Raw genomic sequence first — 24,746 nt, forward strand, 5'->3', positions numbered from 1 at the left:
TTAAAGTTTTACGATTTCACCAGTCTTTACAGATTCATCACATGCAATAGCAATTTGAAGGCTATTGATGGCATCCTGCATTGATTTTTCCAAATTTAAGTTTTCCTTGATGGCTTTCAGGAAGAAGCGTTGTTCCCTGTTGCAGAGTTCCTGATGGTCAGGCTCATCGGTCAGGTCCAGCCATTCATCTTTTCTCAGAAATTCATTCTGCGCATTGATATCAGCATAATGGACCTTAAGGGATTCTGTTTTGGTATGGGACTCGACAGAATCTGAATTCCCAGCCTTTCCAGCTTCTTTGGCCACGATAGAAACGCAGCCTTTCGGCCCGATCACGTCTTTTACAAAGAATGCCGTATCACTGATCATAGGTCCCCAACCTGCTTCGTACCAGCCTACACTGCCATCATCAAATCGGATCTGCAGCTGGCCATAATTGTAATTATCTTCCGGTATATCATCCGTTAGCCTTGCACCGATGGCCGATACGGTAACCGGATTGGCATTGGTCATTTGGCACATCACATCGATATAATGCACACCACAGTCAACAATTGGGCTCAGGCTTTTCATCAAATTACGGTGAACATCCCACATATAGCCTTGGCTTTGCTGGTTCAGGTTCATGCGCATGACCAAAGGATAGCCCATGGTCTTGGCAACCTCGATAAACTTAATCCAAGAAGGATGATGCCTTAAAATATAACCCACCACCAGTTTTTTATCGGCAGCATTGGCCGCATCGATTACTTTCTGGGCGCCTAACACCGTATCCGCAAGAGGCTTTTCAATAAAGACATGCGCACCTGCCTGAAATGCCTTGATGGCATAGTCCTCATGGGTATCCGGATAGGTAGATATGCAGACCGCATCTGGTTTCGATTGTTCCAGAGCCTGCTCATAGCTGTCATACAAGGGGTATTGCGCAGCTAATTTCTCATTCAATTTCTTTTTACTGTCTCCACGCGAGACTAGTCCTACAATTTCAAATTCTTTCATCTCATGGTAGGCCTGTGCATGGGAAGCTCCCATATTGCCACAGCCAACCACTAAAATCTTTATCTTTTCCAACATTTCCCTTTCAGCAATAATTATGTCGCCAATCCCGGTCTAGGGATACGCGCAGTATCTATTTCCATTTCCCAATTATATCCATCTGAACTCGGACCATAGGTTTTGGTTGAATTCAAGATTTCATCCAAAGAAATAATGCTACCAGAATAAGCTGCTTCACGCGCCCATATAGCCATTAAGGTAGAGTCCGCCATAAAATCACCATCATTGATCACTTGTTTATTCTTGATAGCTGCAAAGAGCTCATCGTGTTGCGTCTGATACATATTGTTCATCTTTCCGTTAAATTTCCACGGATTTGAACCATTGATTGCATAGGAACTCAATAGGCTTACATTGAAATTGCCTTTAGTCCCGATTGCTTCTACGGAGTTCCGTGGCTGGGTCCCATTTTGCTGTCTACCGAAGTGGAAACCTTTCAGACCATCCCCATAATCAAATTCAATGGCAAAATGATCGAACACATTGCCATACTTGTCCCAAGGGCGGCTCTGTCTACCTCCGGTGCCTGAAACGGTTTTCGGCAATCCTCGGTTCAGCATCCAGTTCATGAAATCGATGCTGTGTACGGTCTGTTCAACGATGATATCACCCGAATAGCGCTGGTAGTAAAACCAATTGTACAATTGATATTTTAGGTCGGTCCAATCTGGCTGCCTAGGTTTCTCGGTCAATTCACCGCCCAACCTGAAGGTACTGATGGCATAGATATCACCGATGCTGCCATCATGGACTAATTTTGCCAATTCACGGTTAGGAGTTGAATACCTAAAGCAATAGCCTGAAACAAGGTTCAATTTTTTCTCTTTGGCTACTTTTACCGCTTCACGTACTTTATGCACACCGGGCACATCTACTGCCATCGGCTTTTCACAGAAGATATGCCTACCATGTTTAACCGCTTCGGTCAGGTGATCCGGTCTAAAACTCGGAGGAGTGGCCAGCAACACGACGTCTACGTCGGAGGCGATTAAGTTTTTATAGGCATCAAAACCTACATATTTCCTTTTTTCGGGAACATTGACGCGATCTTTGTGCGCTTCCTGCAGGGAAGCCAGCGCTGTTTCCAATTGTTCCGGAAAAATATCGGCCAGGGCCACAATTTCGACATCTGGATCAGCGGATAGCGCCTGAAAGGCAGCACCTGTTCCACGACCTCCACAGCCGACTAATCCTACTTTTATTTTTTTCTTGAAATCAAGGTTGGTATTTGAGAAGTCTAAAGAAGTGGCACCAAGGATAATACCACCGTTTTTAATAAAATTTCTTCGGTCCATTCGGTCTTTTTTTGAATGATTCAGATTGATCTAATGTTTTTGATATGTTGATTATTTCAATAAATAATTGAAAAATTATCTATTTTCACAGCAAAATAACAATTATTACAATTTTATGCAAATAACCGATACAGAAGCCGGACCATTGATAGAGAACACTACGGTGGTCTTTGGATTATTGATGACGATCTTAGGATTGGTTTTTTACACTTCCAGTCTATCCAACAAATACATCAAAGGATTTTATAATGTCATCCCGCCATTATTGCTCTGTTATTTCTTGCCGGGGCTATTGAATTCCTTTAACATCATCGATGGTGAAAATTCGCCATTGACGACAATTGGCAGCCGTTATTTTCTTCCGGCCTGTTTGATCCTGTTTGTGATCAATCTAGACCTCAAGGAGATGTGGGCATTACGCAAGAGAGCGGGCCTGATGTTCATTACGGGTACAATAGGTATCCTATTGGGAGGTCCATTGGCAGTTTACCTGACATCCTTGGTCGCTCCAGAAGTCGTTGGGGGAACAGGACCCGATGAGGTCTGGCGTGGATTAGGCGCTTTGGCAGGTTCATGGATTGGTGGATCAGCAAACCAGGTGGCCTTAAAGGAGATCCTTCAACCTTCTCCTAACCTCTTCTCTTCCATCATCGCCGTGGATGTTTTTGTAGCCTATATCTGGATGGCCATTCTATTATATGGTGCAAGCAAATACAAGTCCGTGGACAAATTCTTCAAGGCCGATTCGCAGGACGTGGAGCACCTGAAGGCAAAAATGGACGAGCGCGTAAAAGTAAACAGCCGCATTCCTGAGACGAAAGACTTTATGATCATGATTGCGCTAGCCTTCGGTGGAACGGGACTGGCAACCTTATTGGCCGACCCTGTTGCTAACTTTATGGCAACCCATTACCCGGAGACAGAGAAATTCTCCCTGACCAATACTTTCTTTTGGTTGATTTTCTTTGCAACTGCCATTGGAATATCCCTGTCTTTCACGCCAGCTAAAAAACTGGAATTTGCGGGTGCTTCCAAAATCGGAACCGTACTGTTATATGTCCTGATTACGACGATTGGAATGCAGATGAACATTATGGCCATTTTGGGCAATCCTGGTTTATTTGTAGTCGGCTTTATCTGGATCAGTTTCCATGCCTTATTGTTGATCATTGTAGGCAAGATCTTTAAGGTGCCATTCTTTTACTTTTCCGTGGGAAGCATGGCGAATGTTGGCGGTGTGGCCTCCGCATCTGTCATGTCGGCAGCCTTCCATCCCTCTTTAATATCTGTTGGAGTAATCTTATCTGTATTCAGCTATGCCATCGGAACCTACGCAGGTTGGTTAACGGCATTACTGATGAAAATCGCTTCAGGCGTATAAAAAACATATCTTTTTGAGAAACAGCGCTAATTCAAATAGCGCTGTTTTTTTTGCTTACCAGCACGTATTTTGCCAATTTTCCCTGAATCGGCTAAAAACTTAACTTAAAGTTCATGATAAAAACGCTAATTTTTACCTTAGTATTAATATTTTTATTTATTTTTGCTATTATTAGTTAATTAAGAACCAACTAATTAAAAAATAGCGATTATAGATAAACAGCCAATCTGTTTTTAAGAACCGAAACAATCATGAAGATCCCACAGACAACACACTGCTTGGGCGCTGAAGATTTGAATGCCTTGGTATGGAAAAAAGTCAAAAGACCTTACTTGAGCCCGAAAATCTCCATTCAGCCCATACAATTAGATTTTAATGTAATGATTACCTCAACCCATGTCAGAACTGGAGGCCCAGGCAATGTCCCGCAAATTGAAGACTGGGAAGACAGCGAGGGAAACATTAAAGATTTTGACTTTTAGGAAAACCACTAAACCATAAAATAATGAAAACTACAGCCCCCCTATTCTTTTTGAGCGGTTTATTTTGCATTGTCATGTTAAATTGCTGCAAGCCACCCGTCGAAGACATGCCCTCCGAAAAAGGGATCATCTTTCGGATATCGGGTATCGAAGAAGGCAGCAGCACCGAGTTAATGGGCTCCACAAGGTCCAGGAACAGCCAAAACCTCGAGAAATTCCCTATCCACCGAGAACTACACAACGTGAACGGCATGGACATAGACTTAATCATCGAAGAAAATGCGGGGATGAAATTCGCATCGACAAAAGCAGTAAGCAGCAAACCTATTGGCGATAATACAAGGTTCCTCATTATGCTGTTTGAAGCAGACGGCAACGGCAACGCAGTCACGTTTAAATGGCTCGGCAACAGCACCGGCAACGGTCCAACAATCCCGTTTCCTGCTTATCGCAATAGGCAATATAGATGGTTTGCTTATTCATATAACACCAATTATTTCTTCCCCCAACCCACAGTTGAATCTCCTATTCTAAATGTCAACACTACGAATGAAGACGAAAGTGACTTTCTGTATGCCACAGGCGTAATCACAACGAGCAATGACCCGAACGCTCCAAACGTAGTTCCCATTACTTTTAAAAGAATGGTCAGTGCGATTCGCCTTGAAATCGATGCCAGAGGTGCATTCTCTTCCATCAAAGATTTGCGAGTTGATTATCCCGCATCATCTAACGGCTTTAAAGACGGAAAATTTTCCCTGAGAAACGGCGTATTTACGGAGACAAGCGATACGGAGCAATTTAGCAAACCAGCATGGCTTGATCATATAGCTGATACCATCCCAACCGGGTGGGTCAAATACCAGCAACTATATACTGTTCCGAACGGAGAACCTATGAATTTCCAGGCTCTTTTAAAAAGCCTGACCATTACGAGCCAAACCATTAACCCAGATGACCCAACGGCCCGTACCTTTGCAGACCGAAATTTTGGGGTACCTACAGCGGGGATTCCATTAAATTTCCCAGCTTTCACACCAGTTGCAGGAAAGAGATATACCATAAAATTAAGATTGAAGGAGAGTACACTTTTAGTGGGCGGGAGTAATTGGGCCAGGGGAAATTTGACTTACGTAGCCAATTCACCAAAGAATAAGTACAGATTTTGGTATGACAACAACTTTATTAAAAATGTCAATGGCGGAATGAACAACTTTATAGAAACTGATTATTTTGACACCAGACCTCCGAGAGGAGAACCTCAAGCCGAACCAAGCAATTGGGATCCTTGCGCCTTGGTATATCCAGAAAAAACATGGCGGCTTCCTACAGCGGCAGAATACGCAAGATTAGGAGACCTGACTGAGGCATATGATAGACACCGTGTCAATCAACAGAATAATGCTGGATGGTATGCGTCTTGGAGAAACCGACCAGGGGTGGGCACTCCAAGGTACAAAAACAATAATTTTAATTTGGTTGCCGCTGGCTTCAGGGACAGAAAGACAAGAGAATTAAGGAGATTTAATTATCGGGGTTTTGGTACGCTTTCAGCTGATGAAGGATTCTTTAAGACCTCGGACACGACCCAGTTTTTCAATTTTGACTATGGCGGATTTGCAGGCATAGACTTTGGCATGAGGGTGTTTACTACACATGAAGGCATTGGAGCAAATGTTCGCTGCGTGAGGAGATAACCCCCATTTGATTAGCAAAAAAAAAAACAACAATATTAACCTAGCTGTTACTCAATTTATGGACGGAAGAGGGACAAATGTGCGATGTATAAGAAAATAAATAATTAGGCAAAAATATAACTACATATAATATTTTTTCTTGTAGGCGTAATGATTTTCATTGCGCCTTTTTTGTTTTGAATAATTTTCGACTACAGACTTAATAAAACATATTACGAAAGAAAATTTCAAAAAACAGGCCTTTAGTAACATTTTTATACTTTTAATAAATTTTTTACGAAATATAGTTTTGAATTATATAATTTTGAAACAAACGATTATAAACCATTAATAATATTAAATAATTATAGACCAACCAGTTTAAGATTGATCGGATTGAAATATTCATAAACTAAAAAGCATGATTTTATGCCTAATAAAAAAACAAGAAGGAAAACTTTTTTTAAAAACAATGATCATCTCAAACAAGAATATAGCCTTCCAACAATTGAAATCTATGTTGTTAAATTAGATTTTGATGTTGCTATTACATCAACCAGGATAAGGATTGGAGGGGAAAACGAAAATACGCCAAAAGTTGATGAATGGGAAGATTCCGACGGCAAAACCTTTAATGTAGACTTCTAAAAGCAAATAGACCCAAATTAAAAAAACAATGAAGCACAGAATTGACCCAATTGTCTTCATCTCATTTTCTTTTCTAATCCTCTTTTGCCAATGCAAGAGACCTGAGCCTACAATTGGGGGCAAGGAAGGATTAACATTCAGTGTACAAGGCATTGGAGAAACCATAGACACAAAGGAAATCCTTGCAAAGCACAGTTCAAAACAGAGAAGTGCTGAACCCTTGATCTTTAAAAAAGAGCTGACTTCTGCAAATGGTGTAGATTATGACTATATGCTAGCCGAATCGAAAGCCTTTGAACCAAAATCCCGTTCGATAGCCATAGCAAACCCGCTACCCAGCAGCACAAAATACCTGATCGTGCTGTATGATGCCAATGATGCCGGTGAGGCAACTACGTATTTTGGTCAGGCACAGGCTTCGGCAACTTCTGAAATCGTGATCGGCGCCTATAGGAACAAAAACTACCGTTGGTTTGCCTATTCCTACAATAATGGCAATGATCTAGCGACATTTGACCCTGCAAATCCAAATCTGACCATTAATTCTACAGCATTGGGTCAGGGGTCGGAATTTTTATACGCGACAGGGCTGATCCGAACTTCCGATGACCCTGAAGCCGAAAATAGAATTCAGATAACTTTCCATCGGAAAATGAGCTTACTCAGAATTGAATTGGATGCAAGGGGCACCTTTTCCAAGATCAAGAGTACCAGTATTGAATTGCCTCAAAGTGGTGGAAATACTGGTCTTAATAATGGTGTATTTTCAATTATTAACGGAAATTTCACGAGCACCACGCCTGTAGCTTTTAATGCAAGCCAGTGGACCGACGCCATAGCCGATAGCATTCCCTTAGGCTGGGTGAAATACATGGATTTCCTAACTGTTCCAAGTGGTGGAAACATGAGTTTAGCGGGTAATATAAAGAATACCATAATCACAAGTCAATCTGTAAATTCAGAAACGCCCAATGTAGATTATTTTGTTGATCGAACGTTTGACAATGTCCCATTTAGCGTACCTTCTTTTACACCTGAAATGGGCAAACGATATGTGCTAAAAATACGGCTGATCGAATCGGGAATAAATTATGGTGGCGCAAGTTGGGCACGTGGAAACCTCACCTTTGTTGCAAACTCCTTGAAGAATCAATACAGGTTTTGGTATGACAACGGTTTTGTAAACAACAAATCTGGAGGTATGATGAATTTCATAGAAAGGGATTACTTTGATACCAGACCTCCGAGACCACTTCCACAAACTGGTCCGACGATCTGGGACCCATGTGACCAAGTGTACCCGAAAGGGACTTGGCGCCTTCCTAAGACCTCTGAATACCATACCATAATAAATTACACGACCAACAGGGTCCGCTACAACCAACCCGGTGATAAAGGCTGGTATATGGCCTGGACAAATGTTTCATCATTGGGTCCACCGAGATACCCAGACAGGCACCTACCCTTTGTTGCGGCTGGGTATAGGGCAATGAACAGAACATTGAAAGACTTCAATTATGAGGCTGGAAATATAGTACCTTTCTTTCCAAAATATGGGGATATAGGATATTATAGGACTTCGGACACTTCAATGTACATGACCATGTATTACAGGCAGAGCGCCGTGTTTACGACAATGGTACTCGATTTAGAACAGATCAAGGACGGAAGAGGCGCCAATGTAAGATGTGTCCGTAAATAATAAAGAAAGTTATAGGTAGTTTTAAGTATAGGTCAATAGTTAGTGTTGAGAAAAGGCCGCGAAATTTTCGCGGCCTATCTATTATCAATCCAATTGTTGTATGTTATTTTTTTGCATCAATATGATCTTGGAACTGCTGCCAGTCATAATAATGGAAGACCATTCCATTACTCATAGCAACCAACATTCCTTTCGGGAATTTAGCTCCGATCGGGATGGATATCGCATCGGCACCATCACACTCCACAGCTGATACCGGAACCTCAGCAATCCTTGTATATTGATGAGGATTTCCTGCATCCCCTTCTCGAGGGTAAATGTTAAAGGAGTTGTTCTGTTGATTGGAGGCTACAATATAACCTGTACTGTCCGTGCTTTTGTAGATGGCAATACCTTCATGGTCCTCCTTGAAATCCTTTTGACCGAAAACCGCTAGGACCTCATTGCCTTTGGCAGGATCAGCATAGTATTTATGGATACCGAAACCTTCATCAGAATAATAAACATAACCCAGTTCATTATCCACGGCTATTGCCTCGATTTCCTTGCCACCTTGGAAAGCCCCGAACTCGCGTACTTTATTACCTACGATCACGCCATCCTTATCCTGTAGCTCATACTGGTACAGATATTTTCCGGTCGGTCCGATCTTTCTACCTACGATGGCATAAATTTTATTTCCTGTAGTATCCTTTTGCGTATATAGCGCGATACCCATAGGTGACCTTTCTGTTTCGCCTTCAAACACGGGAATACCGCCATTATCCAGTGGCTTAAGATCTGGCAAACTGAACACCCTGATCTTATCTGTACCGCGTTCTGTAACTACGGCTATATCTACTTTCTTACCGGCCAAATTAAAGCCATAAGCAATATCGACATTGTTTGGACGGTCCAAAGGAACGACCTTATTGATGATCTTTCCGTCCATATCATAGGCATATAGCCCACCGGTTTTTTCATGTTTATCTGTCCCGATAACGATTACCTGGGAACTATCCTGAGGGTTGACCCAAATAGCGGGATCATCGGTATCATTAGGCACGACTTCGGTAATTACGGCTGGTTTCAGCGCATTCTCGGCAACAGGGGCCAACTTATCTCCACAAGAGACAAGCACTAAGGCCGCAAAACTAAATATTGTAATCTGTTTCTTCATTTGTTGGTTTGTTTATAAGTCATATTTAATTCCAAGGGTATAGCGCGGCTTGTAATATTCCAATTGGCGCATGCGCTGTACATCACCTTGGTAGTAACGCAAAGGTTGATTGGTTAGGTTGTTGGCTTCAGCAAAAATGCGAAGTGACTTAGTTACTTTATATGCAGCATTTGCATCTAGGAAAAACTGTTTGTCATAATAAGCATCGGTGAATGCATCATCTCCGATTTCATCCAAGTAAGCAGCTGTGTAGTTTGCAGATACACGAGCAGAGAATTTATTGTTTTCCCAAGACAGGGATCCGTTCAACATGTGTGGAGCAGTTCTAGGCAGACCTAGGCCTTCACGCAATACACCATCTTCACCTGAGATACCCTTAGCTTTTGACTCGGTAAAGGTATAGTTTGCATAGATGGCGAAACCTTGAAGGAATTTACCGGGAAGGAAATCCAACTGTCTCTGGAAAGCAACTTCAAAACCATAAACATCCACTTTATCTCCATTTCTAAACTGCGCAAAGTCCCATGTTTCGCCTGCAGCGATAGGGTTTGCTAGATCTGGGAACACTTCCGAGAAACGAGCATTTGTAAAGCTCCTATCATTGTACATGTAGATAAAGTTCTTTAGGTTTTTATAAAATGCACCTCCGGAAATAATACCCACATTTTGGAAATAGCGCTCCAACATGATGTCGTAGTTGGTTGAATAGGTTGCTTTCAAGTTTGGATTTCCCGCGAACAATTCTTTATCCTCTATGTTGGAGTTAACATATGGCGCCAAGGCGTAGTAGTTTGGTCTTGCCAAACTGGTTGTCACAGCAGCACGAAGGATAAAGTTGTCCGAGAAATTATGCTTTAGGGTAATACCGGGAAGAATGTTGGTATAACTGTTTTCATTACGGATCTGACCTTTTAATTCTTCTTCATCAACAACATTATTACCGGTATAGTCAATGCGAGTATGCTCCAAACGAGCTCCCAAGATCAAGGCTGTTCTTTCTGTAATATTTTGATCCCAACGCACATAACCTGCAAAGATCTGCTCTTTTGCTTTATAGTTTTGGGAAAGGAACTCTTTTGGATTTGCCTCTTCTTCAAATTTAGATTTATCGCTTAGGTTTAATCCTCCTAAATAGTTCTTGTCTACAAAGGTCCCTGGAGCATAACGCTCACCTTGGTCCCAAGTTTTTGCGTCCCATGTCACCAATGGCATTCCAGAAGTTAGGGTCTCAAAACCAGTAACGGGCTTGTATTCAAAGAAATTGTTATCTCTTTCTTTGGTTTTCAACCTTACACGTCCACCAAAACGGATCCTTCCTTTTTGATCTGCAATCACCGACAAAGGAATACGGAAGTTTAATTTGGCACCGAATTCATCTTCATGGGTGTTGTTTTCATTTTCTGTGATTTCATTAAGTTCAAATTTGTCCAAATCTGCGTTTGCATTCGCAATAAATGGCAGGTAAGGATCAGAAATATCGACAGAAAGAGGTCCCGATGGTTTTTCATAAGAGATATACCTTTCGTTAGGTCTCCATTCAGAGGCTCTTGAATAAGAAGCAGCCCAGTCCATATCCAACAAAGGTGAAATAAGGTGCTCCCCTTGCAATGAAAAGTTCAATACAGTCTGACGCTCTAAACGACGGCCTTTGTTTCTGCTATTATCAATACCGCCTTTAGTTTCACGTTCAATCAGTCCTGTGTAAGATTTGGTTGCATTATCGTACTTTAGCTTTGAGAACTTGGTTGCAAAACGGTTTTCGCGGTCATCACGCCAGTTGTACATGGCATTTAAGGCAATCCTGTTTCTAGAATTAAAGTTGTAGTCCCAGGCAGCTGATACACTTCTACGGACACGGACCACATCATATTTACGGATCTGCATTTCTTTTAGGAATACATTTCCATCTTTCTGGTCCCATTCGGCTTCAATGTTGTTAGAACCAAAATCATTGGTCTGCATCGTTCCGCTCAATACCAAGCCCATCTTGTTATCCAGAAAACGGTTACCATAGATCAAAGATCCATTGTAGATTGCTTTTTCACGAACTGGGGAATAACCACCACTTAGCGTAGCGGAAATACGTTGCTTATTTGGAACGGCACGAGTGATCAGGTTCACACTACCACCAATCGCATCGGCATCCATATCAGGGGTCAATGTTTTGTTGACTTCAATGGATGAAATCATGTCGGAAGGAATCAAGTCCATCTGAACATTACGGTTATCACCTTCTGCAGAAGGAATACGGTCACCGTTCAAGGTCACAGAGTTCAATTCTGGGGAAAGACCACGGACAATAATATTTCTTGCCTCACCTTGGTCATTTTGCATCGTAATACCCGGAACCCTTTTCAAGGCATCTCCGATATTCTGATCCGGGAAACGGCCCACTTGGTCAGAAGAAATAATATTTGTGATGTTGCTGTTATTTTTTTGCTGGTTCAAGGCTTTTGCTTGACCTTTCGCAATGTCTCCAATGACTTGGATCTCATCGATTGTTTTGCTAGCAGGCTCCAAAAAGATTTCAACAGCCTCATCGGTAGTCTGGATCTTTTGTTCAAAATGTTGGTAACCTAAATAGTCAACCGATACCGTATAAGTTCCAGCAGGAAGGTTTAGGAATTCAAAATTTCCGTTTGCATCGGAAACCGTGAATTTATTGCCCTCTGCAATTCTTAAAGTTGCACCTGGTAAAGAAAAATGATCATTGTTGTCCATAACCTTACCTTTTAGGATGGTCGTTGTGGCCAAAGGGGTGGTCCTTTGAGCGAAGGAAATACAACAAATGAAATTGAATAGGAATAATAGGAATAATCTCATAAAGTTAATAATTTAATGGCCCAAAAATATTTATAGGGATTTACTAGATTATTAACTGGATGTTATTAATTTGTTAACATACCAAGCTGGCGATTTTCCTATAATGAGTAATTATTTCTTTTTATCAGCAAATTAGCCTGAATGGAAGAAATGCAGTACACAAAAAGTTAACATTGAATTCTCATCAGATTGTTAAGCTTCGTATTTCATGGAAAGCTGATTATTTATTTTTCATATTTTTAGAAAAACACTAAAGATTAAGGTCGATGGAAGAAAATATATTTTACGAAGGACAGGTATTATGGTCGCAGATTGATGCAAATGTGCATTTACGGCATTCTGCATATGCAGATTTTTGTGCACAGGCAAGGAGTAATATGCTGAATAAGATGGCGCTGTCGCTAGAGGAATTCAATAAGCGAAAGATTGGACCTATTTTGTTTCGTGAAGAGTTGAATTATTTGCGGGAAATAGGTTTGGATGAGCGCGTAAAAGTAAGCGTAGTGATCACTAAATTCAACAAGCTCAATTCTAGGTTTTCCTTCAGGCATGAGATCTTTAAGGAAAATGGTGTGAAAGCGGCCGTTGTGCTAGTGGATGGTGCCTGGATGAACATTAGAGAAAGGAAATTGACCAACATCCCAGAAGAATGGATGGAAATTATCAGCAAAATACCTAAGTCCGAAGATTATACTGAAATAGATTCTTAGTTAATCGCTATCTTTGGATTATGTTATATATTGTTCCCACACCAATTGGTAATTTGGAAGATATGACCTTTCGGGCCATCAATGTCCTGAAGCAGGTTGATATTATATTAGCTGAAGATACAAGGACCAGTGCCCCTTTATTAAAGCATTTTGGGATTGACAAAAAAGTCTTTGCCCATCATCAGCATAATGAGCATAAAGCCGTCCAAGAAATTATCCGATTGTTAAAGGAAGGGAACCAGATAGCGCTAATTTCGGACGCCGGGACTCCAGCAATCTCAGACCCTGGCTTTTTATTGGTTCGGGAAACGATCAAGGAAGGTCTGGATGTGCAATGTTTGCCAGGAGCAACGGCTTTTGTTCCTGCCCTGGTTAATTCTGGCTTGCCAAATGACCGCTTTTGTTTTGAAGGATTTCTTCCTGTAAAAAAAGGCAGACAGACCCGCTTGAAATCATTGGCTGAAGAAAAAAGAACGATGATCTTCTATGAATCTCCGCATCGGATCTTGAAAACCATAGATGAATTCATTCAAATATTTGGTCCTGAAAGACAAGCTTCGATATCCCGTGAAATCAGTAAGATGTATGAGGAGACCGTGAGAGGCACTTTGGAAGAGATTAAACAGCATTTTGAATCCAACCCTATCAAAGGGGAATTTGTGTGCTGTGTCGCGGGACATGAATAATAATAAAAAAGAATTTTTGACGTAAATATCAAATCAATGGAAAATTATCAAATCGACAAATTTGTTCAGGATGGACAGGATCCAAAAGTGGTAGAAAAGATCCATGGAAAGATTTTGGATATGTTGACCCCTGGAGAATCCATTAATTATATAGCCCTGCAAAAGAAACCGGCCGTGAACTTATTGCCGGATAGCATTACCCTTTCTAACAGGAGAATCTTCCTGTGCGAGTTCACAAAATTGGGTCTTGCTACCAACTTCGAGATCTTCCCTTGGAAGGATATTAAGGATATTGCATTTAAGGAAGAGATCTTTGGCTCCAAGGTTACCGTAATCCCTTTTACCGGCGAGAACTTAACGATTGATTATATTCCTAAAATACAGGCCAGGAAGTTGTACCAACTGATAAAGGATGCTTTAGCTAATCTGCAGAACCAGAAAAATGAAGCTAAGGAAAGCACTCCTGTTTATGGCAATAAACCAGCTTACAGTAATCCTGTGGTTAGTTCTGAAGAGAAGGTTGAACCTGTTAAACCAGCCGAACCTGCAAAGCCTGTTGAAGCTGAAAAACCGGTTGAACTTCCAAAGTTTGAGGAAAGACCTAGCTTGAATTCTATGTTCGCCCAACAAAACCAGCAAGCTCAGGCTGCAAAACAAGAACCTCAAAGCTATCAACAGCCAACTTCTTTCAACTCTCCTGCCCCAACGGCACCTACACCAAGTCCGGAAGTGAATAAAGTTGAGGAGGATGATGAAATCACTTTAAAACTCAAGAAATTAAAGAGCTTGTATGACAAGCAGCTTATTACCCAAGCCGAATACGAAACGAAGAAGGCCGAAGTTTTAAGCCAATTATAATAGCATGAAAAACAATTACCTACTAGCCGGTCTAAGTGCTGTATTACTGTGGCTGGCTTGGCCCCCTATCCCATATTCTAGCTTTCTACTTTTTGTTGCTTTTGTACCCTTATTGATCGCTGTTGAAAACGTGATCCGTGGGGACTATAAAAAGAAAGGCCGCAAGATATTTGGTCTAGCGTTCTTGACAGGTGTCATCTGGAATACCGCATCCATTTATTGGGTATTTAATGCCATGAATGCTGTTTTAGATGTATTTCCATCGTTTATGGTTTCTTTGATTCCATTTACCCTGGCGCCTCTCTTAATGGCATTGGCATTTAACCTTTACTACCAGATGCGCAAAAGGAACAACATCATACTGAGCTTTATGGGGCTTATTTCCTTTTGGATGGCATATGAATACCTGCACCAGACTTGGGAACTAGCATTTCCTTGGATGACATTAGGGAATGGATTTGCCAATTTCCATCAACTGGTTCAGTGGTATAGCGTCACTGGTGTTTATGGTGGTACTTTGTGGATTTGGATGGCCAATATCCTTGTATTCCTATGGTATTGGCAAAGGAAGGAAAAAGTAGAAGTCTACAGCCAGAAACTACTATTAGGTTCATTGGTTGGCTGGATACTCATTCCTGCTATTGGATCTTTAATTGTCTACAGCACTTACGAAGAACATGTCAACCCTTCGGAAATTGTAACAGTACAACCAAATATTGATCCTTACGGTAAATTTGGGTCAATTACCCCAGAGGAGCAATTAAAAACCCTAACCGACCTTTCGCAAAAAGTAGCAAAACTAAATACCGAGTTTTTTATTTGGCCTGAAACTGCAATATCAGGATCTAATGGAATCAATGAGGAGGAGTTTCGGGAGTATGACCAATACAATAAGATCCTTGAATTCTTGGAACCTTATCATAATGGAAATGTGCTTTCTGGGATAGAGAGTTACCAGATCTATGAAGATCAGAAGACTCTGACAGCAAGACCGATTGGGAATGTTTTTTATGACAGCTTCAATGCGGCAGTATTGGTAGACGGCTCTAGTAAGCTGCAATTTTACCACAAATCTAAATTGGTACCGGGGGCCGAAAAAACTCCTTTTGGAAAAACCTTGTCTTTTTTAACCCCACTATTCAAACATTTTGGTGGTACTACCGGAGGATACGGTAGCCAAGAAGAACCTTCGGTCTTTTATTCTGCCAGTGGGATTGGCGCTGCACCAGTCATTTGTTATGAATCTATTTGGGGCAATTATGTAGCTGAATATATTAAAAAAGGCGCCCAATTTATTGCCGTCATCACCAATGATGGATGGTGGGGAGATACCTCAGGAAAGGACCAACACCTACAATACGCTAAACTTAGGGCCATTGAGAACCGCAGATGGGTAGTTCGATCAGCCAATACGGGTATTTCTGGCTTTATCAACCAACGTGGTGATATTGTCCAAAAAAGTTCTTGGTGGGTGCCGACTGCGCTGTCACAGGAAATCAATTTGAATGAAGACCTTACTTTCTATACAAAATATAGTGATTTAATAGTCTATTTATCATTCGTAACAGGCTTAATATCAATAGGCTTAATGATTGTCAGAAAAAAATAAATATAACAGAATTATCCTATTGAATAATTATATTTGCCGCCATGCAAGTTTATTTTGATAATGCCGCCACCACTGCCTTAGATAAAGAAGTTATTGAGGTAATGGTTCAGATGTTGAACGAGAATTTTGGAAATCCATCGTCCATCCATGCACATGGCCGAGAAATGAAGACCATTGTTGAAAAAGCAAGAAGAACAGTCGCTAAATTATTGAATGCATCACCTTCCGAGATTTTCTTTACTTCCGGAGGAACTGAAGCTGACAACATGGCCATCGTTCGTGCTATTGAAGCCTATAATATTACCCACGCAATCAGTTCACCAATTGAGCACCATGCTGTTCTACACACATTGGAAGAACTGGAAAAAGCTGGAAAAATTCATTTAGATCTTTTACGAGTTGATGAAAAAGGAAATGTTGATCTTGGTCAACTAGAGGAGCTTTTGTCTAAAAACCCAAAGACCTTTGTTTCCTTGATGCATGCCAATAATGAATTAGGCAACTTAACTGACCTTAAAAAGGTTAGTGAGCTATGTGAGCAATTTGACGCCATCTTCCATTCAGATACCGTTCAGACGATGGGACATTATGCACATGACCTAGCAGACCTAAAAATCGACTTTATTACTGGTGCAGCTCATAAATTCCATGGTCCTAAAGGCGTTGGATTCTTGTATATCAATGCACGCAATAAGATCAAACCACTTATCTACGGAGGTGCGCAGGAAAGAAACATGCGTGGAGGCACAGAAAACGTTTATGGTATCGTTGGATTGGCTAAAGCATTGGAAATCGCTTATGCTGAAATGAACGAACACCAAACTTATATTCAGTCCCTAAAGGACTATATGAAAGCTGAGCTGATCAAAGCCGTTCCAGATGTAAGATTCAATGGCGAGGTTGATTCAGACAAATCTTTGTATACAGTTCTGAACGTATCCTTACCATGCACTAACATGGGCGACATGCTATTGTTCAACCTAGATATCAAGGGCGTTTCTGCATCAGGTGGAAGTGCTTGTAGTTCAGGTTCCGAAATAGGCTCGCACGTCCTACAGGGAATTGGAGCTGATGGTACCAGACCATCTGTGAGGTTCTCTTTCAGCAAGTACAATACAAAAGAAGAAATAGACTTCGTGGTAGCAACAGTAAAAGAAATCTGTAACCACAAATAAAGTCTCTTACGATAATATTAAAAAGGCTGTTGCAATGCAACAGCCTTTTTTTTGACTAATCCTTATGTAATTTGACAAGGATATAATCTTCATCCTGTTTCAAGGATAGATGCAGTTCATTATTACCAAAATATAGAACTTTAAAAACTGTAAGATGCCTTTTTGTGGAATCATTCAGGATGAGTGCGGCTTCAGGTTGATCAATCCTCCAATTCACCTGCATTCTTTGGTTATATGACTCATCATAAACGGTATTCCGGCAATGTGAATCAAAAGAATTAGCCTTATAGTATTGTTTCTCAAAGATCTCCGCCTTGCCATTAGGCTTAAAATTGATCTTAAAGAATTCCATTTTCTGTTCCACCTTACTTACTTTATCGGGACATGGGGTTTCATTAGATTGGAATTTTATCAGTTTAGCAATTTGATTGACCTTGGAATAATCCAGTTCAGATGATTGGCCTTTTGGGTTGATATTATTGTCATAATATTCATAGGCTGTCCATTGCCCTGTTATTTCCAATGGATCGACTGTATTCTCCTCTTCATTCACTACTACCTGAAAAATACTGCCTATGGATACCAATAGCAAGAGCAAAACGGGCATCATCATAAAAGATAATTTGGTTTTCATCTTTTAATAATTAGTGTTATCCAAAGATAATCAACGCACTACGCGAAAAAAATACCTAGCATTAGGTATTCCTCAAAATAGATATTAATAAAAGTGGGGGGAGTAGCTCCATAAAAAAACCTGCAATAGCAGGTTTTTATTTTATTTTTTGAAGGACATATTTTTCGGCGAGATCGCCTTTTATTTCCTTGCCCGAGAGATCTAATTGATTGAGTTGGTCCTTAGATATCTTAAAACTATAATCTACATTCTCTAAACTCAAAATATCCTGGTCAACCTTCCATTTTCCGGTACTTTCAAACACCTCAGCACTTTTGCCGACATATTCATACCGCATGGAATAATTTTTATTCTTATCTAAGCTAAGTACTGTCGCAATTGTAGTACAATCTGCACAAGGCAATTTACCTTCATAAGTACCAACGATTGCCAAACCTTTCACTGCATTATCTTCGGCAGCAACAAGCTGATTGACGTTGGATTTGTTGTTAATACAACTAAATCCAAAGATCAGCATGATCAATCCGATTAATGACAGTGTTAATACTCGCATAATTTTCTTACTTGCCAGAAAAAATGCAAAAAAGATACCACAAATCTATTTTTTAAAAAATTTAACATTAATCGTCATCGTCGAGCAGTCCATTAGCCATCAACATGGCATTTTTCAGTTCATTAAGCGCATGAAAATTTCTTTTTTGCTGAGCAACCAGAACGCCCTTTTCATAGATTTCAAGTGCAGAGTCCTTCTCCCCCTCGCCTTCCAAAAACTTTCCAAAATGGTAATAGGTACCTACATAATCTGGGTGGGCATGAACAAGGTCTTCAAATCCATTCCTTGCGCTTTGTTTATCTCCCAACTTCACAAACTCCATGGTCAGGGCATACTTCAAAAAAGGATCGTTTGGGCTTTCTCTTAAAAAATTCTGTAACTGTGCTAATCTGCTTTCCATAAACAAAAGTAATCAATATTTGGAAATGGAAAAGCATAGCTTGCACGGAATAGAATTACTATGCTAGCATACAAAATGACAAATCAATGACTATTAGAAATTCCCTTTAATCTCAATAGATTATTAACGATTTATAATTATAATATTGGATAAATTAAAATATTAATATTTTTTAAACCATTTTGGTGTTATTTTAATAATTAACAATTATCTAACAGTTCCTGAAAATCGAGGAAACACAGCTTTGAAATGCTCCTTAATTAATGTAGGTTTGTGTAAAACGTTTGAATTATGAGAATATTAGTATGTATAAGTAATGTCCCTGACACCACTTCAAAAATAACATTCAGCAACGATAATACGGTTTTTAACAGCAATGGTATCCAGTATATCATTAATCCATATGATGAGATTGCATTATCCAGAGCAGTTGAATTGGCGGAAGGTGGCAAAGGCACGGTCACTGTAATCAATGTTGGTGATGCTAGCACAGAACCTACCATCAGAAAGGCATTGGCAATTGGTGCGGATGATGCAGTTCGCATAAATTCTCAACCTAGAGACGCTTGGTTTGTTGCCAATCAGATTGCCAACTATGCAAAAGAACAAAACTTTGACCTGATCTTAACGGGCCGTGAGTCCATCGACTACAACGGTGCTCAGGTTGCTGCCCTATTAGGCGAGCTCTTGAACCTACCTTCGGTTTCCATTGCAAAGAAATTAGATATCCAAGATAACAATGCGACTATTGACCGTGAAATTGAAGGCGGTAAAGAAGTATTGACCGTTTCACTTCCGGTGGTTGTCGGTACTGCTGAAGGCGTTGCAGAACCAAAGATCCCGAATATGCGCGGCATTATGGGAGCTAGGACCAAACCTCTTCAAGTTGTGGAACCAATACCCGTAAATGAATTGTCCAATATCGCGAAATTCGAATCACCTGCTCCAAGAGGCGCTGTGAAACTGGTAGAAGATGTGGATCAATTGGTTCAATTACTTCGTTCCGAAGCAAAAGTTATTTAATTCATTTACCCCAATAAGAAATTATCATGGCAATTTTAGTATATATTGAAAATACAGAAGGTACATTGAAGAAGTCGGCATTTGAGGTCGCTTCCTATGCCAAAGCTATTGCTGACCAATTAGGCGATACTGTAACCGCCCTTTCCATTGGGAATGTGGACAGATCAGAATTAGAAAAATTGGGCAAATACGGCGTATCCAAAATTTTGGATGCCAACCAAGACAAGTTGAAGAACTTTGTGAACAAAGCATACGCATCCATTATAGCATCTGCTGCAAAGCAGGAAAATGCAAAGGTGGTTGTCCTTTCCAATTCATTTAGTGGAAAAGGATTGGGACCAAGGGTTGCCGCTAAACTAGATGCAGGTTTTGCTGATGGTGCTATCAACCTTCCTACCTTCAATGGAGAACATATGGAAGTTAAAAAGACTGCATTCTCCAACAAAGCCTTTGCTACCGAAGTGATCAGCTCCGCGGTTAAGGTGATTGCTGTCAACCCCAATGCTTTCGATTTGAAAGAAACAGGAGGTTCAGCAGAGATCGTAGACTTTACACCTGATTTGAACGATCAAGATTTCAATGTCATGGTGAAAGAGATTGTCCGCGCAACGGATAAAATCTCCCTTCCGGAAGCAGAAATCGTGGTTTCCGCAGGTCGTGGCATGAAAGGACCAGAAAACTGGGGGATGATCGAGGAATTAGCCAATGTCCTTGGTGCTGCAACAGCCTGTTCAAAACCTGTTTCCGATTCCGGTTGGAGACCCCATTCAGAACACGTAGGACAAACAGGGATTGTGGTCAGCCCGAATCTCTATATCGCTATCGGTATTTCTGGAGCTATCCAGCATTTAGCGGGAGTAAGCTCATCAAAAAACATTGTTGTCATCAACAAAGACCCAGAAGCACCGTTCTTTAAAGTGGCGGATTATGGAATCGTAGGAGACGCCTTCGAAATCGTTCCAAAGCTGACGGAAGCTATCAAAAACTTAAAAAACAACTAGGAATAACTAAACAATGAACGAGTGGCCTTGCCTAAAAAAACGCAGGGTCACTTTTTTTTTGCTGTTAATATTCCCATCTTTGTAATCACGTTAACGTGTTATCGATGAAGAAAATCAAGTTAGATATTGTAGGCTTATCTTATAGCCAGACCCAGTCTGGAGCGTATGCCCTGGTTCTGGGAGAGGTAGGAGGTAACCGAAGACTACCTGTCATCATTGGAGGCTTTGAGGCGCAATCCATTGCCGTTGAAATTGAAAAAATGACCCCAAGCAGACCCCTAACCCATGATCTATTCAAATCTTTCGCGGAAACCTTTAAGATAAAATTAGAAGAAGTACTGATCTACAACCTGGTTGATGGGATCTTCTTTGCCAAATTGATCTGTACGGATGGAGAGCAGACTTCTGAGATCGACGCCCGTACTTCGGATGCTGTTGCACTTGCTGTACGCTTCGAATGTCCGATCTACACCTATGATTTTATCATGAATACCGCCGGAATCGTGATCGAAGGAAATGACTTCGCCTTTCTGGAAAACATCGAAAACGTAGGAAACTACAAACAATCGGACACTCCAACCGAGGAAAAAGAAAAAGAACAGGAAAGCGTCGAAAAAGAACCAGCAAAAAACAAACCATCACCTTACGCTTCCCTAACGCTGGAACAACTTGAAAAAACCCTGGAAAAAGCTATCGAAAACGAACAGTACGAGACGGCTGCCAAAATCAGGGACGAAATAGAAAAACGAAAATCTTAATTTCTACCTACAATAACTAATAGCAAAATACGATGTCTATTAAACTGAGGTTAACGATCATGAACTTCCTGCAATTCTTCGTCTGGGGAGCATGGTTGATTACTATAGCAAACTATTGGTTTGGGACTAAAAACTGGGGTGGTACCGAATTTGGAGCCATTTTCTCAACCATGGGCATTGCATCTTTATTTATGCCTACTCTGATGGGTATCATTGCCGACCGGTGGGTCAATGCCGAAAAACTTTATGTAGCCTTACACTTGCTTTACGCGGCCTGTCTGATCTATCTTGCCCAAGTGCAGGACCCTGGTTCATTCTTTACGGTCATGTTGCTCAGTATGTGTTGCTACATGCCAACCTTAGCCCTGTCCAACTCCATTGCTTACACGGCACTCAACCAAGGGAATTACGACCTGATCAAGGCCTTCCCTCCCATCCGCGTATGGGGAACGGTTGGTTTTATCGCGGCTATGTGGATGACAAACCTGAGTGGTAGTAAAGCAACAGAGGGGCAATTCTATATTGCTGCCGGAGGTTCCATCCTATTAGGGCTCTATTCCTTGATCTACCTTCCTAAGTGTCCACCACAAAGACATATACAAGAAAATGCAAGCTTTTCCCAGATAATGGGACTCGAGGCTTTCAAACTCTTCGGAAACTTTAAGATGGCCATGTTCTTTATCTTCTCCATGTTCTTGGGAGCAGCCTTACAACTGACCAATGCTTATGGTGATGTTTTCTTGGATGAATTCAAGTTCTATCCAAAATATGTTGATTCCTTTGTGGTGAAGTACTCCACCATTATCATGTCGATATCTCAGATCTCTGAAACCCTGTTTATCCTTGCCATCCCATTTTTTCTGAAAAGGTTTGGTATCAAACAGGTCATGTTGATCGCCATGGTAGCTTGGGTGCTTCGTTTTGGACTGTTCGCTTATGGAAACCCTTCCACAGGCCTTTGGATGATTATTATGTCCTGTGTAGTCTATGGAATGGCATTTGACTTTTTCAATATTTCAGGTTCCCTATTCGTGGAGACCAATACCAACAACAAGATCCGTTCTTCAGCACAAGGTTTGTTTATGATGATGACCAACGGATTTGGAGCCGTATTTGGCTCTTGGGTATCCGGATGGATCATTGATAGGTTCTACACCCTTTCGTTCAACGACAGCGCTTCTTTAGCCTCTTTCCTGGACACTACAGCCGACAACGGTTCCCTGCAAAAATTCATCAGCTCCAGAGGAGTGAATGTCAGCAATGGAATCTTTGATCAGGTCATTCACTTAAAGGATTGGCACCATATCTGGATCGCCTTTGCCCTATATACCTTGGTAATAGCCATACTCTTTGCCATTTTGTTCAGACACAAACATGAGGTGAAGTAGTATTTAGTATAAAGTATTTAGTATTTAGACTTGATGATATAAGGCCTGACAGATGCTGTCAGGCTTTTCTGTTTGTATACATATTTTGGGAAGGATAGCATAGGTATAAAGTAGGCCTATACGGGTCAAATGTCATAAAAATCTCTGATCATCTCATTTTTGTCATGATAATCTAATCCATCTGTTAAAAGATGTTAAGAGCTGGTATGCGATATACAATCGGCATATGCTTTGCGTTATAGATAGTACAAACAGAGTAAAAAAGAGTAAAGAGTAAAAATTTCATAATTTAGGTTAATAATTGGTTAGTTAAAAATCCTGAGGTTCCCCGCCCCAGGATTTTTTTATTGGATAAATCACTAACCGATATCAACTTACCCCAATTAAGCTTGATACCTATATAGCGATATATTGGCCATAATCTTGGTCTATCCTCCCATCCTCGTTTGGCGAGCGGAGCCGAGCCACATCCTGGTTCAAACCCACAAAAAAAAGACCGCCATGAAGGCGGTCCTTTGTATTTGATAAACTATTTAGTACTATGTTCTTAGAATTGGAATTTAGTCCAAGCAAAAGCATTTACATCAGCACCTTTAGAAGCATCTTTAGTTAACAATGCATTTACCGGATTAACGATTTTCGCTTTGTCTAAACCATTAGCTGGATCAAAGTTGTAGCTGATTGAAGTTGCTGGGTTAGCACCATCTGTATCGATCAACACGTATGGAGTAGTTCCAGGACCGAATTTAACGAATGCGTTAGTGATAGTCGCTTTAGCACCTCTTCTGATCTTGAAAACCTCTTTGTTCATTACCAATGAAACTTTACCATCTTGTCCTTTGATATCAGCTGCATTGACAACGATTGTCATGCCATTTACCTTGAAGTTTGATTGGTTAACGTGAGTTGGGTTTTTACCGTCAAAGTTTCCATCAGCTTCGATACCTCTTGGATCCTCAGTAGCATCAGAGTAACCTTTCATACGGATACCGTAAGCGTTTGTGATTGTACCACTGTAACCTTCAGTAAAGTCAAACATATCATCTGAACAGTTCTCAACCAAAATGTTTGTAGCATTTACTGTACCTCCGAAGAATTCGATTGCATCATCAGCTCCATATCTTAAGTGAAGGTTAGAAAGTTTTGTACCATTACCAACACCGTTCAATGTTAAACCATTGTGCTCTTTGTTTGAGTCCATACGAGCACCGGTATATTCAATCTTCACGTAGTTAAGTACACCTGAGTTGTCAGCAGGATTGTCGCCACCATATTTTACAGTTGCATCCATCTCTGTAGTGTTTTGTGTTACTACACCTGCAGGACCTGAAAGAGGAGCTTTACCATTGATGATTACTCCACCCCAGTCACCTTCTTTTGGTGTAGCTGAAGCTGATGTAAATACAACTGGTTTTTCTGCTGTTCCTTCTGCAACGATTTTACCTCCTGGTTTTACCAACAAGAATACACTTGTTCCACCGCTCTTCGCTTTGATAGTAGTCCCAGCAGGGATCTCTAAAGTAGCGCCAGACTCAACGTATAATGCACCAGTTAAATTGTAAGTAACGTTCGCATCTAATTTCGTGTTCTTGTCAATCTTACCAATTAGATCCTGCTCATTTTTTGGAGTCGTTGGAGTTGGCTCATTGTTGTCTGTACATGCTGTAAAAGCTAAAGCACTTGCTGCTAAAATCGAAAATAATTTTGTCTTCATAATCTTTTTATTTCT

At 40.8% G+C, this 24,746-nt stretch carries 22 protein-coding genes; 14 read left to right on the top strand and 8 right to left on the bottom strand.

All coding sequences use genetic code 11. The features are described from left to right. Positions 1-1,074 carry a Gfo/Idh/MocA family oxidoreductase gene (locus RT138_RS07925; RefSeq protein ID WP_313190236.1) on the bottom strand — a complete coding sequence of 358 codons (1,074 nt, stop codon included), beginning with the start codon at positions 1,072-1,074 and terminating at the stop codon, positions 1-3. Between the two features lie 17 nt (positions 1,075-1,091). Continuing rightward, positions 1,092-2,351, bottom strand: a complete 1,260-nt coding sequence (locus tag RT138_RS07930; RefSeq protein ID WP_313190237.1) for a Gfo/Idh/MocA family oxidoreductase — start codon at positions 2,349-2,351, stop codon at positions 1,092-1,094. Positions 2,352-2,466: 115 nt separating this feature from the next. On the opposite strand from RT138_RS07930, the gene RT138_RS07935 reads away from it, so the two are divergent. From RT138_RS07935 to RT138_RS07955, 5 genes are all read left to right on the top strand, one after another. Then, positions 2,467-3,732, top strand: coding sequence for a DUF819 family protein (locus RT138_RS07935; protein ID WP_313190238.1), 1,266 nt, complete (start codon positions 2,467-2,469; stop codon positions 3,730-3,732). Positions 3,733-3,983: 251 nt separating this feature from the next. After that, entirely contained in the window at positions 3,984-4,214 is a 231-nt protein-coding gene (locus RT138_RS07940) for a hypothetical protein (protein ID WP_313190239.1), read from the top strand. 23 nt (positions 4,215-4,237) lie between these two features. Further along, positions 4,238-5,911: a fimbrillin family protein gene (locus RT138_RS07945; RefSeq protein WP_313190240.1), complete on the top strand. Its 1,674-nt coding sequence runs from the start codon at positions 4,238-4,240 to the stop codon at positions 5,909-5,911. A 408-nt stretch (positions 5,912-6,319) separates the two neighbouring features. Continuing rightward, the gene (locus tag RT138_RS07950; RefSeq protein WP_313190241.1) at positions 6,320-6,538 is read left to right on the top strand and encodes a hypothetical protein; all 219 of its coding nucleotides are present in this window, start codon (positions 6,320-6,322) and stop codon (positions 6,536-6,538) included. A gap of 28 nt (positions 6,539-6,566) precedes the next feature. Beyond that, positions 6,567-8,240 (top strand): fimbrillin family protein, encoded by a 1,674-nt coding sequence (locus tag RT138_RS07955; protein WP_313190242.1) that lies wholly within the window; start codon positions 6,567-6,569, stop codon positions 8,238-8,240. A 103-nt stretch (positions 8,241-8,343) separates the two neighbouring features. On the opposite strand, the gene RT138_RS07960 is transcribed toward RT138_RS07955, so the two are convergent. Together RT138_RS07960 and RT138_RS07965 are read right to left on the bottom strand one after the other, a co-directional pair. Continuing rightward, positions 8,344-9,399 carry a phytase gene (locus RT138_RS07960; RefSeq protein WP_313190243.1) on the bottom strand — a complete coding sequence of 352 codons (1,056 nt, stop codon included), beginning with the start codon at positions 9,397-9,399 and terminating at the stop codon, positions 8,344-8,346. Between the two features lie 12 nt (positions 9,400-9,411). Continuing rightward, entirely contained in the window at positions 9,412-12,222 is a 2,811-nt protein-coding gene (locus tag RT138_RS07965) for a TonB-dependent receptor (RefSeq protein WP_313190244.1), read from the bottom strand. Positions 12,223-12,488: 266 nt separating this feature from the next. Here RT138_RS07965 and RT138_RS07970 point away from each other — a divergent pair, with 266 nt between their 5' ends. From RT138_RS07970 to RT138_RS07990, 5 genes are read left to right on the top strand one after another with little or no spacing between them, the layout of a single operon-like run. Beyond that, the gene (locus RT138_RS07970; protein ID WP_313190245.1) at positions 12,489-12,932 is read left to right on the top strand and encodes an acyl-CoA thioesterase; all 444 of its coding nucleotides are present in this window, start codon (positions 12,489-12,491) and stop codon (positions 12,930-12,932) included. Between the two features lie 20 nt (positions 12,933-12,952). Then, positions 12,953-13,618 carry a 16S rRNA (cytidine(1402)-2'-O)-methyltransferase gene (gene rsmI, locus RT138_RS07975; RefSeq protein WP_185210491.1) on the top strand — a complete coding sequence of 222 codons (666 nt, stop codon included), beginning with the start codon at positions 12,953-12,955 and terminating at the stop codon, positions 13,616-13,618. A 36-nt stretch (positions 13,619-13,654) separates the two neighbouring features. Next, the gene (locus RT138_RS07980) at positions 13,655-14,476 is read left to right on the top strand and encodes a PH domain-containing protein (protein WP_313190246.1); all 822 of its coding nucleotides are present in this window, start codon (positions 13,655-13,657) and stop codon (positions 14,474-14,476) included. A 4-nt stretch (positions 14,477-14,480) separates the two neighbouring features. Next, positions 14,481-16,085: an apolipoprotein N-acyltransferase gene (gene lnt / locus RT138_RS07985; protein WP_313190247.1), complete on the top strand. Its 1,605-nt coding sequence runs from the start codon at positions 14,481-14,483 to the stop codon at positions 16,083-16,085. 41 nt (positions 16,086-16,126) lie between these two features. Next, the gene (locus RT138_RS07990; RefSeq protein ID WP_185210494.1) at positions 16,127-17,260 is read left to right on the top strand and encodes a cysteine desulfurase family protein; all 1,134 of its coding nucleotides are present in this window, start codon (positions 16,127-16,129) and stop codon (positions 17,258-17,260) included. 55 nt (positions 17,261-17,315) lie between these two features. Here RT138_RS07990 and RT138_RS07995 read toward each other — a convergent pair whose 3' ends face one another. The 3 genes from RT138_RS07995 to RT138_RS08005 all read right to left on the bottom strand — a co-directional run bounded on the left by RT138_RS07995 (position 17,316) and on the right by RT138_RS08005 (position 18,847). Further along, positions 17,316-17,894 carry a hypothetical protein gene (locus RT138_RS07995; RefSeq protein WP_313190248.1) on the bottom strand — a complete coding sequence of 193 codons (579 nt, stop codon included), beginning with the start codon at positions 17,892-17,894 and terminating at the stop codon, positions 17,316-17,318. A 136-nt stretch (positions 17,895-18,030) separates the two neighbouring features. Then, positions 18,031-18,447 carry a copper resistance protein NlpE gene (locus RT138_RS08000; protein WP_185218218.1) on the bottom strand — a complete coding sequence of 139 codons (417 nt, stop codon included), beginning with the start codon at positions 18,445-18,447 and terminating at the stop codon, positions 18,031-18,033. Positions 18,448-18,514: 67 nt separating this feature from the next. Then, on the bottom strand, positions 18,515-18,847 hold the full coding sequence (locus RT138_RS08005) for a tetratricopeptide repeat protein (protein WP_313190249.1): 333 nt from the start codon (positions 18,845-18,847) through the stop codon (positions 18,515-18,517). A 291-nt stretch (positions 18,848-19,138) separates the two neighbouring features. On the opposite strand from RT138_RS08005, the gene RT138_RS08010 reads away from it, so the two are divergent. The 4 genes from RT138_RS08010 (at position 19,139) to RT138_RS08025 (ending at position 23,017) form a co-directional block, all read left to right on the top strand. Beyond that, positions 19,139-19,870, top strand: coding sequence for an electron transfer flavoprotein subunit beta/FixA family protein (locus tag RT138_RS08010; RefSeq protein ID WP_313190250.1), 732 nt, complete (start codon positions 19,139-19,141; stop codon positions 19,868-19,870). 26 nt (positions 19,871-19,896) lie between these two features. Beyond that, positions 19,897-20,871 carry an electron transfer flavoprotein subunit alpha/FixB family protein gene (locus RT138_RS08015; protein ID WP_313190251.1) on the top strand — a complete coding sequence of 325 codons (975 nt, stop codon included), beginning with the start codon at positions 19,897-19,899 and terminating at the stop codon, positions 20,869-20,871. A 104-nt stretch (positions 20,872-20,975) separates the two neighbouring features. Further along, on the top strand, positions 20,976-21,629 hold the full coding sequence (locus RT138_RS08020; RefSeq protein ID WP_093098894.1) for a bifunctional nuclease family protein: 654 nt from the start codon (positions 20,976-20,978) through the stop codon (positions 21,627-21,629). 32 nt (positions 21,630-21,661) lie between these two features. Continuing rightward, positions 21,662-23,017 carry a nucleoside permease gene (locus RT138_RS08025; protein ID WP_093098893.1) on the top strand — a complete coding sequence of 452 codons (1,356 nt, stop codon included), beginning with the start codon at positions 21,662-21,664 and terminating at the stop codon, positions 23,015-23,017. A 547-nt stretch (positions 23,018-23,564) separates the two neighbouring features. On the opposite strand, the gene RT138_RS08030 is transcribed toward RT138_RS08025, so the two are convergent. Continuing rightward, positions 23,565-24,731, bottom strand: a complete 1,167-nt coding sequence (locus RT138_RS08030; RefSeq protein ID WP_313190252.1) for a hypothetical protein — start codon at positions 24,729-24,731, stop codon at positions 23,565-23,567. Between the last annotated feature and the right edge of the window lie 15 nt (positions 24,732-24,746).

Origin of the sequence: Sphingobacterium sp., from assembly GCF_032065005.1 — a bacterium.
Lineage (GTDB): Bacteria > Bacteroidota > Bacteroidia > Sphingobacteriales > Sphingobacteriaceae > Sphingobacterium.

Bases quoted from the DNA above. Each gene is read 5' to 3' on its own strand.
- RT138_RS07960 (WP_313190243.1), bottom strand. From the start codon at position 9,399: ATGAAGAAACAGATTACAATATTTAGTTTTGCGGCCTTAGTGCTTGTC.
- RT138_RS07980 (WP_313190246.1), top strand. From the start codon at position 13,655: ATGGAAAATTATCAAATCGACAAATTTGTTCAGGATGGACAGGATCCA.
- RT138_RS08005 (WP_313190249.1), bottom strand. From the start codon at position 18,847: ATGGAAAGCAGATTAGCACAGTTACAGAATTTTTTAAGAGAAAGCCCA.
- RT138_RS08010 (WP_313190250.1), top strand. From the start codon at position 19,139: ATGAGAATATTAGTATGTATAAGTAATGTCCCTGACACCACTTCAAAA.
- RT138_RS07940 (WP_313190239.1), top strand. From the start codon at position 3,984: ATGAAGATCCCACAGACAACACACTGCTTGGGCGCTGAAGATTTGAAT.
- RT138_RS07970 (WP_313190245.1), top strand. From the start codon at position 12,489: ATGGAAGAAAATATATTTTACGAAGGACAGGTATTATGGTCGCAGATT.
- RT138_RS07995 (WP_313190248.1), bottom strand. From the start codon at position 17,894: ATGAAAACCAAATTATCTTTTATGATGATGCCCGTTTTGCTCTTGCTA.
- lnt (WP_313190247.1), top strand. From the start codon at position 14,481: ATGAAAAACAATTACCTACTAGCCGGTCTAAGTGCTGTATTACTGTGG.
- RT138_RS07935 (WP_313190238.1), top strand. From the start codon at position 2,467: ATGCAAATAACCGATACAGAAGCCGGACCATTGATAGAGAACACTACG.
- rsmI (WP_185210491.1), top strand. From the start codon at position 12,953: ATGTTATATATTGTTCCCACACCAATTGGTAATTTGGAAGATATGACC.
- RT138_RS07955 (WP_313190242.1), top strand. From the start codon at position 6,567: ATGAAGCACAGAATTGACCCAATTGTCTTCATCTCATTTTCTTTTCTA.
- RT138_RS08000 (WP_185218218.1), bottom strand. From the start codon at position 18,447: ATGCGAGTATTAACACTGTCATTAATCGGATTGATCATGCTGATCTTT.
- RT138_RS08025 (WP_093098893.1), top strand. From the start codon at position 21,662: ATGTCTATTAAACTGAGGTTAACGATCATGAACTTCCTGCAATTCTTC.
- RT138_RS07965 (WP_313190244.1), bottom strand. From the start codon at position 12,222: ATGAGATTATTCCTATTATTCCTATTCAATTTCATTTGTTGTATTTCC.
- RT138_RS08015 (WP_313190251.1), top strand. From the start codon at position 19,897: ATGGCAATTTTAGTATATATTGAAAATACAGAAGGTACATTGAAGAAG.
- RT138_RS08020 (WP_093098894.1), top strand. From the start codon at position 20,976: ATGAAGAAAATCAAGTTAGATATTGTAGGCTTATCTTATAGCCAGACC.
- RT138_RS07945 (WP_313190240.1), top strand. From the start codon at position 4,238: ATGAAAACTACAGCCCCCCTATTCTTTTTGAGCGGTTTATTTTGCATT.
- RT138_RS07930 (WP_313190237.1), bottom strand. From the start codon at position 2,351: ATGGACCGAAGAAATTTTATTAAAAACGGTGGTATTATCCTTGGTGCC.
- RT138_RS08030 (WP_313190252.1), bottom strand. From the start codon at position 24,731: ATGAAGACAAAATTATTTTCGATTTTAGCAGCAAGTGCTTTAGCTTTT.
- RT138_RS07950 (WP_313190241.1), top strand. From the start codon at position 6,320: ATGCCTAATAAAAAAACAAGAAGGAAAACTTTTTTTAAAAACAATGAT.
- RT138_RS07925 (WP_313190236.1), bottom strand. From the start codon at position 1,074: ATGTTGGAAAAGATAAAGATTTTAGTGGTTGGCTGTGGCAATATGGGA.
- RT138_RS07990 (WP_185210494.1), top strand. From the start codon at position 16,127: ATGCAAGTTTATTTTGATAATGCCGCCACCACTGCCTTAGATAAAGAA.